This is a genomic window from Aeromicrobium sp. NPDC092404 (genome assembly GCF_040684095.1).
Taxonomy (GTDB): Bacteria; Actinomycetota; Actinomycetes; order Propionibacteriales; family Nocardioidaceae; genus Aeromicrobium.
Window position 1 is genome coordinate 1,301,422 of record NZ_JBFBFI010000001.1, and the last position, 15,035, is coordinate 1,316,456.

General features: G+C 69.4%; 16 protein-coding genes. 8 read left to right on the top strand and 8 right to left on the bottom strand.

What is annotated here, in order from left to right; genetic code table 11:
• Positions 1 to 2: 2 nt before the first annotated feature.
• The 3 genes from AB0N22_RS06610 to dapA all read right to left on the bottom strand — a co-directional run bounded on the left by AB0N22_RS06610 (position 3) and on the right by dapA (position 4,286).
• Positions 3 to 1,562, bottom strand: a complete 1,560-nt coding sequence (locus tag AB0N22_RS06610) for a nitrate/nitrite transporter (protein WP_364637377.1) — start codon at positions 1,560 to 1,562, stop codon at positions 3 to 5.
• A gap of 125 nt (positions 1,563 to 1,687) precedes the next feature.
• Entirely contained in the window at positions 1,688 to 3,367 is a 1,680-nt protein-coding gene (locus AB0N22_RS06615; protein WP_364637379.1) for a ribonuclease J, read from the bottom strand.
• A gap of 10 nt (positions 3,368 to 3,377) precedes the next feature.
• A complete protein-coding gene (dapA, locus tag AB0N22_RS06620; RefSeq protein WP_364637381.1) occupies positions 3,378 to 4,286 on the bottom strand; it encodes a 4-hydroxy-tetrahydrodipicolinate synthase in 909 nt (302 codons plus the stop codon).
• A gap of 54 nt (positions 4,287 to 4,340) precedes the next feature.
• Here dapA and AB0N22_RS06625 point away from each other — a divergent pair, with 54 nt between their 5' ends.
• The 3 genes from AB0N22_RS06625 to AB0N22_RS06635 all read left to right on the top strand — a co-directional run bounded on the left by AB0N22_RS06625 (position 4,341) and on the right by AB0N22_RS06635 (position 6,658).
• Positions 4,341 to 5,150, top strand: coding sequence for a thioesterase family protein (locus AB0N22_RS06625; protein ID WP_364637383.1), 810 nt, complete (start codon positions 4,341 to 4,343; stop codon positions 5,148 to 5,150).
• An 81-nt stretch (positions 5,151 to 5,231) separates the two neighbouring features.
• On the top strand, positions 5,232 to 5,447 hold the full coding sequence (locus tag AB0N22_RS06630) for an amphi-Trp domain-containing protein (protein ID WP_364637385.1): 216 nt from the start codon (positions 5,232 to 5,234) through the stop codon (positions 5,445 to 5,447).
• Positions 5,448 to 5,479: 32 nt separating this feature from the next.
• Complete coding sequence (locus tag AB0N22_RS06635) at positions 5,480 to 6,658, top strand: mechanosensitive ion channel domain-containing protein (protein ID WP_364637387.1); 1,179 nt, start codon at positions 5,480 to 5,482, stop codon at positions 6,656 to 6,658.
• A 4-nt stretch (positions 6,659 to 6,662) separates the two neighbouring features.
• On the opposite strand, the gene AB0N22_RS06640 is transcribed toward AB0N22_RS06635, so the two are convergent.
• Positions 6,663 to 7,136, bottom strand: coding sequence for a dihydrofolate reductase (locus tag AB0N22_RS06640; RefSeq protein ID WP_364637389.1), 474 nt, complete (start codon positions 7,134 to 7,136; stop codon positions 6,663 to 6,665).
• Positions 7,137 to 7,161: 25 nt separating this feature from the next.
• Entirely contained in the window at positions 7,162 to 7,956 is a 795-nt protein-coding gene (locus AB0N22_RS06645) for a thymidylate synthase (RefSeq protein WP_364637391.1), read from the bottom strand.
• A 50-nt stretch (positions 7,957 to 8,006) separates the two neighbouring features.
• Here AB0N22_RS06645 and AB0N22_RS06650 point away from each other — a divergent pair, with 50 nt between their 5' ends.
• From AB0N22_RS06650 to AB0N22_RS06665, 4 genes are read left to right on the top strand one after another with little or no spacing between them, the layout of a single operon-like run.
• Positions 8,007 to 8,507, top strand: coding sequence for a hypothetical protein (locus tag AB0N22_RS06650; RefSeq protein ID WP_364637393.1), 501 nt, complete (start codon positions 8,007 to 8,009; stop codon positions 8,505 to 8,507).
• Positions 8,504 to 9,046, top strand: a complete 543-nt coding sequence (locus AB0N22_RS06655) for a GNAT family N-acetyltransferase (protein WP_364637395.1) — start codon at positions 8,504 to 8,506, stop codon at positions 9,044 to 9,046. The genes AB0N22_RS06650 and AB0N22_RS06655 overlap by 4 nt, the downstream gene beginning before the upstream one ends.
• Positions 9,043 to 9,714 (top strand): AzlC family ABC transporter permease, encoded by a 672-nt coding sequence (locus AB0N22_RS06660; RefSeq protein WP_364637397.1) that lies wholly within the window; start codon positions 9,043 to 9,045, stop codon positions 9,712 to 9,714. Before AB0N22_RS06655 ends, AB0N22_RS06660 begins: the two co-directional genes overlap by 4 nt.
• On the top strand, positions 9,711 to 10,016 hold the full coding sequence (locus AB0N22_RS06665; protein WP_364637399.1) for an AzlD domain-containing protein: 306 nt from the start codon (positions 9,711 to 9,713) through the stop codon (positions 10,014 to 10,016). The genes AB0N22_RS06660 and AB0N22_RS06665 overlap by 4 nt, the downstream gene beginning before the upstream one ends.
• On the opposite strand, the gene dapB is transcribed toward AB0N22_RS06665, so the two are convergent.
• Positions 10,013 to 10,756: a 4-hydroxy-tetrahydrodipicolinate reductase gene (gene dapB / locus AB0N22_RS06670; RefSeq protein ID WP_364637401.1), complete on the bottom strand. Its 744-nt coding sequence runs from the start codon at positions 10,754 to 10,756 to the stop codon at positions 10,013 to 10,015. The genes AB0N22_RS06665 and dapB overlap by 4 nt on opposite strands.
• An 88-nt stretch (positions 10,757 to 10,844) precedes the next feature.
• Between dapB and AB0N22_RS06675 the strand changes: the two genes are divergently transcribed.
• The gene (locus tag AB0N22_RS06675) at positions 10,845 to 11,510 is read left to right on the top strand and encodes a hemerythrin domain-containing protein (protein ID WP_364637403.1); all 666 of its coding nucleotides are present in this window, start codon (positions 10,845 to 10,847) and stop codon (positions 11,508 to 11,510) included.
• Positions 11,511 to 11,513: 3 nt separating this feature from the next.
• On the opposite strand, the gene kynU is transcribed toward AB0N22_RS06675, so the two are convergent.
• Together kynU and AB0N22_RS06685 are read right to left on the bottom strand one after the other, a co-directional pair.
• The gene (kynU, locus tag AB0N22_RS06680; protein ID WP_364637405.1) at positions 11,514 to 12,704 is read right to left on the bottom strand and encodes a kynureninase; all 1,191 of its coding nucleotides are present in this window, start codon (positions 12,702 to 12,704) and stop codon (positions 11,514 to 11,516) included.
• Positions 12,705 to 12,778: 74 nt separating this feature from the next.
• A complete protein-coding gene (locus AB0N22_RS06685) occupies positions 12,779 to 15,007 on the bottom strand; it encodes a polyribonucleotide nucleotidyltransferase (RefSeq protein ID WP_364637407.1) in 2,229 nt (742 codons plus the stop codon).
• Between the last annotated feature and the right edge of the window lie 28 nt (positions 15,008 to 15,035).

Genomic DNA, 15,035 nt, shown 5'->3' on the forward strand with positions numbered 1-15,035 from the left:
GATCACACTCCGACCTTCGTCATGTGCGCCCTGGGCCGCAGGTAGAACGCCCAGGTCACCGCGAGGCAGATGACGTAGAAGACGGTGAACACGACGAACGCGTTCTTGACCGCCTCGACCGGGTCGTCGACCCAGGGCGAGCTGAACGTGATCGGGATCAGGAACCCACCGAGGGCGCCGATGGCACCGGCGATCCCGATGACGGCCGAGGCCTCCTTGGTGGACTTCTTCTCAGCGGCGGCGCGCTCCGGCGTGCCGTCCGCGCCGACGTCGAGCGCGTAGCTCTTCCAGATCAGCGGGATCATGCGGTACGTCGACCCGTTGCCGATCCCCGTCGCCGCGAAGACGAACAGGAACGCGACGAGGAAGAACGGGAAGATGTCGGAGTTGTGCTCGACCGCCACCACGACCTCGGGCGAGAAGCCCGGGAAGGACGAGGGGTCCTTCGTCCACTCGGCGATCTTCTCCGGCGGAGCGACCGGCACCGGCCGGAGCAGCGTCAGCGTGTAGAACACCGTCAACGTGCCGACGATCATCGCCACGAACGTCACGAACGTGACGCGCGCACCGCCGTACCTGTCCGCCAGCCAGCCACCCACGGGCCGGGTCAGCGACCCGACGAGCGCACCGAGGAAGGCGTAGTAGGCGAAGTTGATGCCGATCGACTCGGTCGGGATCGGCGAGCGGAAGAAGTTGATCTTGATCAGCAGCGGCATCGCGGCCGAGTAGCCGATGAACGAGCCGAACGTGCCGATGTAGAGGAACGACATGACCCAGGTGTGCTTGTACCTCACGACCGCGAGCTGCTCGCGGGGCCTGGAGTACGCCGCGCTCAGGTTGTTCATGAAGAAGTACGCCGTCAGCGCCGCGACCACCGCCAGGGCCGCGTAGAGGTAGCCCGCGCGTTGCAGCACGATCCCGCTCTCGCTGGCCTTGACCAGTCCGAAGGCCCCCGCGCCCCCGACGATGATCGGCAGGAAGAACTGGATCACCGAGACGCCGAAGTTGCCACCGGCAGCGTTGAGCCCGAGCGCCGTGCCCTTGAGCCGGGTCGGGTAGAAGAAGTTGATGTTGGCCATCGAGGAGGCGAAGTTGCCACCGCCGACGCCGGCGGTCGCGGCGATCACGATGAAGACCCAGTACGGGGTGTCGGGTCGCTGCACGAACCACGCGAACAGCAACGTCGGCAGCAGCAGCATCAGCGCGCTGAAGACCGCGAAGTTGCGGCCGCCGAACTTCGGCACCGCGAACGTGTAGGGCAGCCGGAGCAGGGAGCCCACGAGGTTCGGGACGGCGACGAGCCAGAACAGCTGCTGCGGCGTGAACGCGAAGCCTGCGCGGGTCAGCAGCGCCGCGCTGACGCTCCAGAGCAGCCAGACGGAGAAGCCCAGGTGCTCGCCGAAGATCGACCAGATCAGGTTGCGACGGGCGACGGTGCGGCCGGTCGACTCCCAGAACGCCGGGTTCTCCGGCTCCCACTCGTCGATCCAGCTGCCGGTGCTGCGGCGGCGGGAGCCGCCGGGTGTGGGCTGCGGGTCGGTCTTGGTCACGAGGCTCGTCATGGCCCCGACGCTAGGCAGCGCGTGTTTCGCCCGATCGGGTCAATCGGTCAGCACGAGGTAACACTGTCCGCACAGTCGTGCATGCAGCGATGTGAGAACGCGCCCGCGGCAGGCGCGAGGAGCCCTCAGGCCTCGATGACGACCGGGAGGATCATCGGCCGGCGGCGGAGCTTGCGGCCGACGAAGGACCCGAGGACCCGGCGCACGACCTGCTGCAGCTGCCGCGAGTCGTGGTTGCCCTCAGCCATCGACTCCTCGAGCGCCGAGACGATCTTGGGCAGGATCTCGTCGAAGGCCGAGTCGTCCTCGGCGATGCCGCGAGCGTGGATCTCCGGACCCGAGACGATCTTGCCGTTGGTCGAGTCGACGACCACGACGACCGAGATGAAGCCCTCCTCGCCCAGAACCCGACGATCCTTGAGCTCGGAGTCCGTCAGGTCGCCGACCGAGGAGCCGTCGACGTACACATAGCCGCACTGCACGGCACCCGTGATCGAGGCGTGGCCGTCGACAAGGTCGATCACGAACCCGTCCTCGGCCAGCAGGACGTTGGGCACGCCGGTCGCGGTCGCGAGCTTGGCGTTGGCGTGCAGGTGCCGGATCTCGCCGTGCACCGGGAGCACGTTGGTGGGCTTGACGATGTTGTAGCAGTAGAGCAGCTCGCCGGCCGAGGCGTGACCCGAGACGTGGACCAGGGCGTTGCCCTTGTGCACGACGTTGGCGCCCAGCTTGGTCAACCCGTCGATCACGCGGTAGATCGCGTTCTCGTTGCCGGGGATGAGCGACGACGCCAGCAGCACGGTGTCGCCCGGCTCGAGGCTGACCTGCTGGTGGCTGTTGTTGGCCATGCGCGACAGCGCGGCCATCGGCTCACCCTGCGAGCCGGTCGACATCAGCACCATCTCGTGCGGCGGGGCGGCGTCGATCTTGTCGACGACCACGCCGTCGGGAACGTGGAGGTAGCCGAGCTCGCGCGCGATCTGCATGTTGCGCACCATCGACCGGCCGACGTAGGCGACCTTGCGGCCGTGCTTGGCGGCGGCGTCGATGACCTGCTGCACGCGGTGGATGTGGGAGGCGAACGACGCGACGATGATGCGCCGGCTGCTGCTGGCGAACACCGCGTCGATCGCCGGCGTGATGTTGCGCTCCGACGTGGTGAAGCCGGGAACCTCGGCGTTGGTCGAGTCCGTCAGGAACAGGTCGACGCCCTGCTCGCCCAGGCGGGCGAACGCGCGGAGGTCGGTGATGCGGCCGTCGAGCGGCAGCTGGTCCATCTTGAAGTCGCCGGTGTGCAGCGCGACGCCGGCCGGGGTCTTGATCGCGACGGCGAGGGCGTCGGGGATCGAGTGGTTAACCGCGACGAACTCGCACTCGAACGGGCCGAACGACTGGATGTCGCCCTCGCTCACGACGTACTTGGGCGCGTCCTTGAGGCGGTGCTCCTTGAGCTTGGGCTCGAGGAACGCCAGCGTCAGCTGCGAGCCGATGACCGGGATGTTCTCGCGCTCGCGCAGCAGGTAGGGGACGCCGCCGATGTGGTCCTCGTGCCCGTGCGTCAGGACGATGCCGACGATGTCCTGCAGGCGATCACGGATGGGCCCGAAGTCGGGCAGGATCAGGTCGACGCCGGGCTGGTGCTCCTCGGGGAAGAGGACACCGCAGTCGACGACGAGGAGCTTGCCGTCGTACTCGAAGACCGTCATGTTGCGGCCGACCTCGCCGAGCCCGCCGAGCGGGATGACGCGGAGGGCGCCCTCGGGAAGTGCGGGAGGCGGATCGAGCTCGAGGTGCATGTGGCTCATGTTGGGGCTTTCAGAGAAGGCCCGAGGCCACGAGGCCGTCGCGAACGATCGCGACTTCCTCCTCGGTGGCCTCGAGCAGGGGTGAACGCATCGTGCGGTGCTCGAGGACGCCGAGGAGCTGCAGCGCAGCCTTCGACGTGATCGCACCTTGCGTGTAGGTCATCATCGCCTTGACGGCGGGAAGCAGTCGGTCGTTGATCGCTCGTGCCGCGGGCAGGTCGCCGGCGTCGACCGCCGCCACCATCTGGGCGTACGCACCCGCAGCCGCATGGGACACGACGCTCACGACGCCGCTGGCGCCCATGGCGAGCCACGGCAGGTTGGCCGGGTCGTCGCCGGAGTAGATCTTGATGCCGGTCTCGCGCATGAGCCAGGCGCCGCGGTTGAGGTCACCGACGGCGTCCTTCATCGCGATCACGAGCGGGTGGTCCGCCAGCTGCGCGTAGGTCTCGTCGGCGATCTGCAGGCCTGTGCGACCAGGGATGTCGTAGAGCATGACGGGCGTGTCGTCGCCGGCCCGGGCCACCTCGTTGATGTGCGCGAGGACGCCCGCCTGCGGTGGCTTGCTGTAGTAGGGCGTCACGAGCAGCAGCCCGTGCGCGCCGGCCTTCTTGGCCTGCTCGGCCAGCTCGACCGAGTGGCGCGTGTCGTTGGTGCCCACCCCGGCGAGCACCGTGGCGCGGTCGCCGACAGCCTCGAGCACGGCCGCCAGCAGCCGTCCGTCCTCGGCCACCGTGGTGGTGGGCGACTCGCCTGTCGTCCCGCTCACCGCGAGCCCGTCGCTGCCCTGGTCGACCAGGTAGGTCGCGACCTTCTGCGCGTCGTCGAGGTCGAGCTCACCCTCGCGGGTGAACGGCGTGACCATGGCGGTCAGCACACGCCCGAAGGGCGCAGCCTCAGTGGCGAGCGGCGACGTCATACCCACGAGGCTACCGCTTCGGGCCGGGTCGGCGGCGACCGGCAGGATGGGTACGTGACCGAGCACACCGGCATCCCCTCCGAGGACATCTACGACGTCGACACGGCGTCCGTGCCGCGGGGCGACGGCATCCGCGACCTGACCCTCACCGACCGGTGGAACACGCCGCTCGGCAAGCCCAACGGCGGCTACATCCTCGCGGCGATGCTGCGCGGGCTCGGCGAGGAGATGGTGGCCGACGACCCGATGGTCGGCGCAGTGACCTATCTCGCCTCCCCCGAGACCGGCCCCGCCGAGCTGCGCACGACCTCGTTGCGGCGGGGCCGCCGGGTCCAGACCGGCGAGGCGGCGCTCTGGGAGGGCGACCGGCACATCGCCCAGCTGCTCGCCAGCTTCGGCGCACGTGACGGGGGCCGTTCCCTCGAGCTCGGCACTCCCCCGGCGCTGCCCGCACCCAACGACTGCCTCGACCCCAAGGCGTTCCCCGACTCCATGCCGGCGTCGACGATCTTCGACCGCGTCGACTACCGACTCGGCTCGGCGCCCGGGTGGGCCCTCGGCGAGCCGAGCGGCGACCCGACAGCCGAGATCTGGCAGCGCCTCGCGGGTGGTCGCGAGATCGACCTGCCGGCCCTGGCGTTCCTCTGCGACTCCTACGCACCCCCGGTCCTCGAGATCGGCGAGGCCCAGTCGATGACCGTCCAGCTCACGGTCCACCTGCATCGCCGTCCGGTGCCGGGCTGGATCGCGACCCGCCTGACGACCCGTCACGTCATCAACGGCTTTCACGAGGAGGACTGCGAGCTGTGGGACGAGGCCGGCAACCTGGTGGCGCAGAGCCGTCAGCTGGCGATCCTGTTCTGAGGGGCGGCTCCGGCGTCCGACACCCACTCGCGGGCACCGGTACAGTCCGGAGCAAGCCGCACTTCGACGTCAGGAGACCTCGTGGACCTGTTCGAGCTCGACACCACCCAGCGCCTGTCGCGCGAGGAGGCCGCTGCCAAGCTGCACGCCCTCGCCGACGCCCTGTCCCGACACAACTCCGTCGAGCTCGAGCGCGACGGCCGCCGGGTGACCGTCAGCGTCCCTGACGAGGTCAACCTCAAGGTCGAGGTCGAGCTCGGCGACGAGAACGAGCTGGAGATCGAGCTCACCTGGTGAGCTGAACTACCCACGACGGGGACGAGGACATCATGAGCGACGCCTGGACCGACTTCACGGTCTCCGTCGCCATCGCCGTCGCGGTCGCGCTGGCCGTGATGGTGGTGGCGTTCCTCGTCATCCGCGTCCTGGCCCGGCGATCGCCGGTCGCTCGGCACCTCGAGCGCACCGCCCGGATCCCGTTCCGGATCGTCGTGCTGCTGATCGCGCTGGCCGTCGCCGTCCGCCGCGATGCACCGTGGTCGGCCTACGAAGAGGCTGGGCGCGCGGTCAACCTCGGCATGCGCATCGTCATCATCGTCTCGGTCGCGTGGTTGGTCGCCGCGGTGGTCCTGTCGCTGGAGGACCTCGGCCTGCGTCGTTACCGCCTCGACGTCGCCGACAACCTGGCCGCCCGGCGGGCGCGCACCCAGGCCTCGGTGATCCGGCGGCTGACGGTGGTCGTGATCGCGATCCTCGCCGTCGCCGCCGTGCTGCTGAGCCTGCCCGGCGTGAGCGCTGTCGGCACCAGCGTGCTCGCCTCCGCCGGTCTGATCTCGGTCGTCGCGGCCGTCGCCGCCCAGTCGACCCTGAGCAACCTGATAGCCGGCCTGCAGATCGCGTTCAGCGGGTCGATCCGCTACGGCGATGCGGTGATCGTCGAGGACGAATGGGGCTGGGTCGACGAGATCACGCTGAGCTATGTCGTGATCCGGCTGTGGGACGACCGCAACATGGTGCTGCCGTGCACCTACTTCACCTCGACACCGTTCCAGAACTGGACGCGCAAGCACTCCGAGCTGCTGGGCTCGGTCGAGCTCGACGTCGACTGGCGGGTCAGCCCCGACGGCATGCGGCGTGAGCTCGAACGCATCCTGCCCACGACGGATCTGTGGGACGGTCGGGTCAACGTGCTGCAGGTGACCGACGCCGTCGGGGGCTGGGTCCGGATCCGCATCCTGGTCACCGCCAAGGACGCGCCGACGCTGTTCGACCTGCGCTGCTTCGTCCGCGAGCACATGGTCGACTGGCTGCAGAGCAAGAACGAGGCCGGCCTTCCCCGGTTCCGCGTCGAGTCGGTCGAGCGGTCGGCACCCAGGCGCAACCGGTCCGAGCCCGGCGGCTTGTTCAGCGGTGACGTCGAGGGCGAGCAACGCGCCGCCCGGATCACCGGCCAGATCCCCAAGATCGAGGAGGAGCTGCCGCCCCGAGCCGACCCCCCACCCCGTTGAGCGGTCAGGTGCGGTCGTAGGTCGCGATGTCGTAGCCGTCGTACGCCTCGCGGCTCACCTCGGTCCACGTGGACCAGTCGAGCTCGGGGAACCAGGCGTCGCCGTCGGGTGCCAGGTGCACGTGCGTGACGACCATGCGGTCCACCAGTCCCGCGGCGAGCGCCTCGGCATAGACCTGGGCCCCGCCGATCAGGAACGCCTCGTCGTCGCGATCCAGCGCCCGGGCCAGGGCCTCGGTCAAGGTGTGCGTGACCTCGACGCCGTCGGCCTGCCACTCGGGGTTGCGAGTCAGCACGATCGAGGTCCGTCCGGGCAGCGGGCGACCGATCGACTCGTACGTCGTGCGGCCCATGATGATCGGATGGCCCATCGTCAGCGCCTTGAACTGCGCCAGGTCGCCTGTCGGCGGCCACGGCAGCTCACCGTCGTTGCCGATGACACCGTTGGACCCGATCGCCACGACGATCGTGACCGTCACGGTGCTGAGGGCATTCGGTTCTGCCTCATACCGCGATCGGAGCCTTGATCGCCGGGTGCGGGTCGTAGCCGGTGACCTTGATCGAGTCGAGCGTGAAGTCGTCGATCGAGGTCACCGAAGGGTCGAGCCACAGCTCAGGAAGGGGTCGCGGCTCGCGGGTCAGCTGCTCGCGAGCCTGGTCGAGGTGGTTGACGTAGAGGTGCGCGTCGCCGAGCGTGTGCACGAAGTCGCCCACCTCGAGGCCCGCCACCTGGGCGACCATGTGGGTCAGCAGCGCGTAGGAGGCGATGTTGAACGGCACGCCGAGGAACACGTCGGCCGAGCGTTGGTACATCTGGCACGAGAGCCTGCCCTCGGCGACATAGAACTGGAAGAACGCGTGGCACGGCATGAGCGCCATGGCGTCGAGCTCGGCCACGTTCCACGCGCTCACGACGTGGCGGCGGGAGTCGGGGTTGACCTTGAGCTGCTCGATGACCGCGGCGAGCTGGTCGATGTGCTCGCCGTCGGGAGCGGGCCAGGACCGCCACTGGTAGCCGTAGACCGGGCCGAGGTCGCCGTTGTCGTCCGCCCACTCGTCCCAGATCGTCACGCCGTTGTCGCGCAGGTAGCCGGTGTTGGTGTCGCCCGCGATGAACCACAGGAGCTCGGCCACGACGGACTTGAGATGGACCTTCTTGGTCGTCACCAGCGGGAAGCCCTCGCTCAGGTCGAACCGCATCTGGTGGCCGAAGACGCTGCGCGTGCCGGTGCCCGTCCGGTCGCCCTTGGCGACCCCTTCGTCGAGGATCCGCTGGACGAGATCGAGGTAGGCCCGCATGTCCGCAGACTATCAATCGCGACCGACGGATCGTGTGCGAAACTCTGAGCATGCCGAGCACCGAGTACGACGCCACACCCAAAGAGGTCCGCAACTTCGCCCTCCTGCAGATCGGGCTGGTCGGCGGCTTCCTGGTGCTGCTGTTCTTCATGTTCGGCGGCTCCGACGCCGACTACCCTCCGGTGTGGCTCGCGATCGGCCTCGTCGTCCCCATCGCCATCGGCGCGTTCTTCGCCGAGCGGGTCTGGCTGACCGCGTCGCCGCTGCCCGCCGACGCACCGCCGCTCGAGCTCCGCAACCAGGCTGTCGGCGTGTTCGCGGCCCAGACCGTGCGGAAGTTCTTCTACTGCTTCGCCACCCTCCTGCCGGCCGGCGTCGTGACGTTCGTGGGCGACTACGGCGGATGGCCCCTGGTCATCGCCGGGTTCCCCGGCCTCGCCGTCATCGGGTGGGAGACCTGGCCGAGCCTTCGCAACACCTCCATGACCGCGGCGATGCTGGACTCGCAGGGTGCCGAGTCCCACCTCGTCGAGAGCTTCCTGGAGGCATGACCGGTCCCACCGCCGACGTCAGCGCCCGGCTGGCGTGGCCCGACGACGCCACGTCGATCGTCCGGGTGCAGCTCGCGAGCTGGCGCGCCAGCTATGCCGACCTGGTCCCCGCCGAGGTGATCGATGCGCTCGACCCCGCAGAGCTGGCCGAGCGGTGGGCCACGACGCTGAGCTCGCCCAAGGACGCCCGCATGCGGGTGCTCGTGGCCCTGGAGCGCGCCGACGTGCGTGGGTTCACCCTCGTGCACCCCTGCTACGACCCCGACGCCGACCAGGTCGCCGACGGCGAGATCGGGGAGTTCGTCATCGATCCCGCCCACCAGCGTTCCGGCCACGGCTCCCGGCTGCTCCAGGCGGCGGTCGACACCCTGAGCGCCGACAGGTTCACCCGTGCCGTCTGGTGGGTCGACTCGACCGACGACGTGCTGCGTGGCTTCGTGACCGAGTCCGGCTGGGAGGCCGACGGCGCCCACCGGGAGCTGGCCACCGAGACCGGACAGACCCTCAAGCAGATCCGGCTGCACACCGCCATCGGATGACGACCGACCGATCCGTCGTCACCGACTCGCTCGGGGTCGGGTTGGCCACCGGCGCATACGGCGCCTCGTTCGGCGCCATCTCGACGACCAATGGCCTCGACGTGCTGCAGACCTGCGTGCTCTCGCTGCTGGTGTTCACCGGAGCCTCGCAGTTCGCCTTCGTCGGCGTGGTCGCCGCGGCCGGCAACCCGGTCACCGGTGCGCTGACCGCGATCCTGCTCGGCAGCCGCAACCTCTTCTACGGCCTCAGCATCGCGAAGAAGCTCGACCTCACCGCGCCGCAGCGACTCGCCTCGGCCCACCTCGTGATCGACGAGTCCACCGCGATGGCGGTGACCCGTGACACGACCAGGCAGGCGCGCCTGGGCTTCTACTGGACCGGCATCTCGATCTTCGTGCTGTGGAACCTCATGACGCTCGTCGGTGCGCTGGCCGGCAACGCGATCGGCGACCCTGAGACGTACGGCCTCGACGCCGCCGTAGGTGCGGCCTTCCTCGGGCTGCTGTGGCCCCGCTTGACGTCGTGGCACGCCCGCCTGGTGGCCCTCTTCGGGGCCGCGGTGGCACTCGGCCTGGTGCCGTGGACCGCAGCAGGGTTGCCGATCATCCTCGGCGGCGCGGCTGCTGTCGTGCTGGGCATGCTCTGGCGTCCCGAGGACTCGACATGACGACGCTGTGGCTCGGCATCGTCATCATGATCGTCGGCTGCTTCGCGCTGAAGTACGCGGGGCTGTCGGTGCCCGAGCGCGTGCTCGACCACCCGGTGACCGTACGAGCGGCGGGCCTCATCCCGGTGGCCCTCCTGGGTGCCCTGATCGCGGTGCAGGTCTTCGCCACCGGCGACACGCTGCGCGTGGACGCCCGGCTGCTCGGCCTCGTCGTCGCCGCGGTGCTGCTCGCGCTCCGGGTGCCGTTCCTCCCGGTCGTGGTGGCCGCCGCGCTGACCGCGGCGCTCGTGCGGATGCTCTAGAGCCCGAGGACGGCGTCGAGACCGATGGTGACCCCGGGCCGGCCGGACACGGCCCGTACGGCGGCGACGACACCCGGCATGAACGACGACCGGTCGATCGAGTCGTGGCGGATCGAGAAGGTCTCGCCCGGGCCGCCCAGCAGCACCTCCTGTGACGCCGTGAACCCGCGTGCGCGTACCGCGTGCACCGGGATGCCGGCGACCTTGGCTCCCCGCGCGCCCTCGGGGTCGGTGGTGGTGGCGTCGGGCAACGGCGGCGAGCCGGCGGCGGCACGCGCTGACGCGATCATCTCGGCGGTGCGCGTGGCCGTGCCCGACGGCGCGTCGACCTTGTCGGGGTGGTGCAGCTCGATGACCTCGACCGACTCGAAGAACGGCGCCGCGGTGGCCGCGAAGCGCATCATCAGCACCGCACCGATCGAGAAGTTGGGGACGATCAGCACGCCGGTCGACGGCGCCTCGCCCAGCAGGGCCCGCACCCGGTCGATCCTGGCGTCGTCGAAGCCCGACGTGCCGACGACGACGTCGACACCGTGCTCGATGCACCAGGTGACGTGGTCGAGGGCGACGGCCGGCTGGGTGAAGTCGAGCGCGACCTCGGCACCCGACTCGGCGACCAGGTCGAGCGAGTCGTCGACGTCCACCTCGGCGACGACCTCGATGCCGTCGGCGGCGGTCAGCGCCCGGACCGATTCCGCACCCATGCGCCCCTTGGCACCCAGCACCGCGACCCGTGTCATGCCATCGATCGTACGAGACGATTCGGCGGACGCGACCGCCGCTCCAGCTCTAGCATGGCCGGATCGGGGTCGCACAGGGAGGCTCGAGATGACCGACGGCGTCGCGCAGCGTGGCTGCCAGACCGATGACATGAAGATGATCCACGCGATGTTCCGGCGAGAGTTCAGCCTGGCCGGCCCGATGGTGCGCAACGTGGCGGAGGGCGACGTCGACAAGGCGATCCGGGTGTCGGGTTTCCTCACCCAGCTCGTCACCGGCCTGCACCACCACCATCACGGCGAGGACACGATCCTCTGGGACACCCTCGTCGAGCGTTCACCGGCATGTGCGATCCACGTAGGGCTCATGAAGGAGCAGCACGCCCAGGTCGCCGCGCTCCTCGAGCAGGTCGATGGTCTCGCCTCGACGTGGACCGCGGCCGGCTCGGCGGAGAGCCGCGATGCGCTGGCTGCGCACTTCGACGTCATCTCGGCGACGCTGAACGACCACCTCGGCCAGGAGGAGGAGAACATCCTGCCGGTCGCGACGAGCTCGTTGTACCAGCACGAGTGGAACCGGCTGGGTGAGGAAGGCCTCGCCGCCATCCCGAAGAATCGTCGCCTGGTCCAGCTCGGCTACATCCTCGAGGATGCCACGCCCGAGCAGCGGACCGACCTCCTGGCACGCGTGCCGGCACCGGCTCGACTGCTCTACAAGCTCATCGGCCGCCGACAGTTCGAGAAGGAACGCGACTCGCTGCGCGCGCCCGGCTGAGCCTCAGCCTGACAGCTCGACCAGCACTCTCACACCGGCCTCGACCTCGGCGAACGACGTCGACAGCGGCGACAGCCCCAGCCGGATCAGGTCGGGCTCGCGGAAGTCGGGCACGACGCCACGCGCGATCATCCGGTCGGTGACGGCGCGTGCGTCCCCGTGGCGCACCGTCACGTGACTGCCCCGCAGCGCCGGGTCGCGGGGCGTCACGACCTCGAGCCCGGCTGCATCGAGGAGCTCGATCGCGTACGCCGTCAACGACTTGGACTTGGCGCGGATGGCATCGACGCCGGCCTCGGCGATCATGCGCACGCCCTCCTGCACCGCCACCATGCCGCTGACCGGGGGCGTGCCGCTCAGCATGCGCCGGATCGTGGGCGCGACCTCGTACGTGTCGGACATCGCGAAGAGGTCCGCAGCGCTCCACCACCCGGCGATCGGCTGCGTCGCCTGAGCGAGGTGCCGCTCGGCGACGTACAGGAACGCTGGCGCGCCCGGCCCGCTGTTGAGGTACTTGTAGGTGCACCCGACCGCGAGGTCGACCTCGGACGCGTCGAGGTCGACCGGCACGACACCGGCCGAGTGGCAGAGGTCCCACACGACGACGGCGCCGGCCTCGTGCACCGCACGGGTGACGCCGGCGAGGTCGACGAGCGTCCCCGACCGGTAGTCGACCTGGCTGAGCACCACGACCGCCGTACGCTCGCTGAGCACCTCGGCGACGAGGTCCACCGTGACGTTCTCGACGAGATCGGGTTGCAGCCGGCGAACCGTCAGACCACGGGCCTGAGCCACTGCCTCGACGAGGTACCGATCGGTCGGGAAGTTCGTCGCGTCGACCACGATCTCGTCGCGGCCGGGTCGCAGCGCGGCGGCGACGTGCAGCAGCTTGTAGAGGTTGACGGAGGTCGAGTCGGCGATGACGGTCTGGCCCGGTGAGGCTCCCAGCACGGCCGCACCCAGCTCGTCGCCGACGCTGACCGGAAGGTCGACCCAGGAGTCCTCCCACCCTCGGATCAGCCGGCTCCCCCACTCGTCACGGACGAACGACCCGAGCCGGTCGAGCGTCGACCGCGGCAGCCGACCGAGCGAGTTGCCGTCGAGGTAGGCCACCAGGTCGTCGTCGAGCACGAACCTGTCGCGAAAGGCGGCGAGCGGGTCCGCGGCGTCCAGGACCTCAGGGGGTGTCGTCACCGGGTGATGCTCTCACAGGGGAGACGGCGAAGGGCCCCGCCGCAGTGCGACGGGGCCCTTCACAGACGTACGGATCAGGCGTCGGAGCCGACCGGCTCCTCGGCGGGAGCAGCCGCGTCACCCTTGTCCTCGAGGACGGGGATCAGCGAGAGCTTGCCGCGGTCGCCGAGCTCGGCGATCTCGACCTGGATCTTCTGGCCGACCGAGACGACGTCCTCGACGTTGTTGACCCGCTGGCCACCGTTGAGCTCACGCAGCTTGCTGATGTGCAGCAGGCCGTCGCGGCCGGGAGCCAGCGACACGAACGCGCCGAAGTCGACCGTCTTGACGACGGTGCCGAGGTAGCGCTCGCCGACCTCGGGCATCGTCGGGTTGGCGATGGCGTTGATCGCGTCACGCGCGGCCTCGGCAGCCTCGCCGCTCTCGGCACCGACGTAGACCGTGCCGTCGTCCTCGAGCGAGATGTTGGCGCCGGTCTCGTCCTGGATCTGGTTGATGATCTTGCCCTTGGGGCCGATGACCTCACCGATCTTGTCCACCGGGATCTTGATCGTGATGATCCGCGGGGCGTAGGGACTCATCTCGTCGGGCTCGTCGATGGCCTCGGCCATGACGTCGAGGATCGCGACACGCGCACCGTACGCCTGGGTCAGCGCGCCGGCCAGCACGTCGGCGGGGATGCCGTCGAGCTTGGTGTCGAGCTGCAGGGCGGTGACGAACTCACGGGTTCCGGCGACCTTGAAGTCCATGTCGCCGAAGGCGTCCTCGGCTCCCAGGATGTCGGTCAGCGTGACGAACGTCTGCTGGCCGTCGATCTCACCGGAGATGAGGCCCATCGCGATGCCGGCGACCGGCGCGCGCAGCGGCACACCGGCGTTGAGCAGGCCGAGCGTCGAGGCGCAGACCGAGCCCATCGAGGTGGAGCCGTTGGAGCTGAGCGCCTCGGAGACCTGACGGATCGCGTAGGGGAACTCCTCGCGCGTCGGCAGGACCGGGAGCAGCGCACGGCCCGCAAGGGCACCGTGACCGATCTCGCGGCGCTTCGGCGAACCGACCCGGCCGGTCTCACCGGTCGAGTAGGGCGGGAAGTTGTAGTTGTGCATGTAGCGACGCGACGTCTCGGGCGAGAGCGTGTCGAGCTTCTGCTCGAGGCCCAGCATGTTGAGCGTCGTGATGCCCATGATCTGGGTCTCGCCGCGCTGGAACAGCGACGAGCCGTGGACGCGGGGCACGATGCCGACCTCGGCGCTGAGGGCACGGATGTCCTCGAGGCCACGGCCGTCGATGCGGACCTTGTCGCGCAGGACGCGCTCGCGGACGACGGCCTTGGTGACCGAGCGGACAGCCGCGCCGATCTCCTTCTCGCGACCCTCGAACTGCTCGCCGAGCTTGTCGATGACGTCGGCCTTGATCTCGGACTCGCGCTCCTCGCGGTCAGCCTTGCTGACGATCGTGAGGGCCTGGGCGAGGTCGGCCTTGGCGACGTTCTCGACGGCCTCGTAGACGTCGTCCTCGTAGTCGAGGAAGATCGGGAAGTCCCGGACCGGCTTGGCAGCGGTCTCGGCGAGCGCGATCTGCGCCTCGCAGAGCTGCTTGATGAAGACCTTGGCGGCTTCGAGGCCACCGGCGACGATCTCCTCGGTGGGCGCCTGGACGCCACTTTGGACGAGGTCCCACGTGGCCTCGGTCGACTCGGCCTCGACCATCATGATGGCGACGTCGTCACCGGCGATGCGGCCGGCGACGACCATGTCGAAGACCGCGTTCTCGAGCTGGCTGTGCGTCGGGAAGCCGACCCACTGGCCGTCGATCAGGGCGACGCGGGTGGCGCCGACCGGGCCGGTGAACGGCAGTCCCGAGATCTGCGTCGACGCGGAGGCCGCGTTGATCGCCAGGACGTCGTAGGGGGTGTCGGGGTTGAGCGCCAGGACCGTGATGACGACCTGGACCTCGTTGCGCAGACCCTTCTTGAACGTGGGGCGCAGGGGGCGGTCGATCAGGCGGCACGTGAGGATCGCGTCCTCGCTGGGGCGTCCCTCACGGCGGAAGAACGAGCCCGGGATGCGACCGGCGGCATACATCCGCTCCTCGACGTCGATCGTCAAGGGGAAGAAGTCGAAGTGGTCCTTGGGGTGCTTGCCGGCCGTGGTGGCCGACAGCAGCATGGTGTCGTCATCGAGGAAGGCGGCGACGGAGCCGGCAGCCTGCTGGGCGAGGACGCCCGTCTCGAAGCGGATGGTGCGGGTGCCGAAGCTGCCATTGTCGATGACGGTCTCAGCGGTGTGAAGTGTGGATTCCGACATGGAAGTCCCTTCCGCAGGCCTAGGCCTG